This is a genomic window from Neisseria bergeri, from assembly GCA_003044455.1.
Lineage (GTDB): Bacteria > Pseudomonadota > Gammaproteobacteria > Burkholderiales > Neisseriaceae > Neisseria > Neisseria bergeri.
In genome coordinates this window covers 1-1,295 of the sequence record POWY01000034.1, presented here as the reverse complement: position 1 = coordinate 1,295, position 1,295 = coordinate 1, and the positions used below count along the sequence as shown (strand labels likewise).

Sequence of the window (1,295 nt, the reverse complement as noted above, 5' to 3'; positions counted from 1 at the left end):
CTTCTCTTCTCTTCTCTTCTCTTCTCTTCTCTTCTCTTCTCTTCCGCAGCGCAGGCGGCAAGTGAAGACAATGGTCGCGGCCCGTATGTACAGGCAGATTTAGCCTACGCCTACGAACACATTACCTACGATTATCCTGGCGACAACGCCAAAGTCTTCGACGACTACCGCGACATCAAAACCCATTCCACCCACCCCCGCCTTTCCGTCGGCTACGATTTCGGCAACTGGCGCATCGCCCTCGATTACGCCCGTTACAATACTTGGAGACATGGCAAAAGTATTCACGCAGAAAATACTAAAACAATCACCCCTCCTCAAGGTAAGCCTGTTGACACAAAAACAGAAATAGACCACACCGACAAAGGCACGTTCAAAGCCGAATCCAACTACGGCATCTCCGCCATCTACGATTTCGATACCGGCACCCGCTTCAAACCCTATGTTGGTGCACGGGTTGGTTTAGGCAAAATCAAACACAGCATTGCTGTAGAAGACCAATTAACTCTTACCATCGCCAATATCAAAAAAGGACCGACAGATCTCCACCCGCCCTTACACCAAAGCCACAGCATCCGCCGCGTGGGCTTCGGCGCGGTGGCAGGCGTAGGCATCGACATCACACCCAACCTAACCTTGGACACCGGATACCGCTACCACTACTGGGGACACCTGGAAAACACCCGCTTCAAAACCCACGAAGCCTCATTGGGCGTGCGCTACCGCTTCTGATTCCCCGACACCGATGCCGTCTGAACCTTCAGACGGCATTTTTGATGCACTTGCCGTTTACAGGCGCGGGGCGGGCGTAGTGAAATACCCGAACCGTCATCCCCGACAACACCGTAATCTCGAAACCCGTCCGACAACACCGCAATCTTGAAATTCGTCATTCCCGCGCAGGCGGGAATCCAGACCCCCCGACGCGGCGGGAATCTATCGGAAATGACTGAAACCCCGAGATTCTAGATTCCCACTTCCGTGGGAATGACGGTTCAGTTGCGTAGGGCTGGATTGTCGAAAGGGACGGATTCGATGGATTCAATGAAAACGGTAGAAATGTTGGATTGATAGAAATGGCGGACTGAAGCACACCCTACGGCTCGCTGATTCCCGATACCGATGCCGTCTGAACCTTCAGACGGTATTTTTGATGCACTCGCCGTTTACAGGCGCGGGGCGGGCGCAGGGAAATGCCCGAACCGTCATTCCCGACAACACCGTAATCTTGAAACCCGTCATTCCCGCGCAGGCGGGAATCCAGACCTGTCCGCACAGAAACTTATCGGATAAAA

General features: G+C 53.4%; 2 protein-coding genes. Both read left to right on the top strand.

Features of this window, described 5'->3' with window-relative positions; all coding sequences use genetic code 11:
- A partial coding sequence (locus DBY86_RS12760; RefSeq protein ID WP_107820214.1) for an opacity family porin occupies positions 1 to 732 on the top strand: 732 nt, incomplete at its 5' end.
- A 13-nt stretch (positions 733 to 745) separates the two neighbouring features.
- Positions 746 to 883 carry a hypothetical protein gene (locus tag DBY86_RS13500; protein ID WP_199901115.1) on the top strand — a complete coding sequence of 46 codons (138 nt, stop codon included), beginning with the start codon at positions 746 to 748 and terminating at the stop codon, positions 881 to 883.
- Positions 884 to 1,295 lie beyond the last annotated feature (412 nt).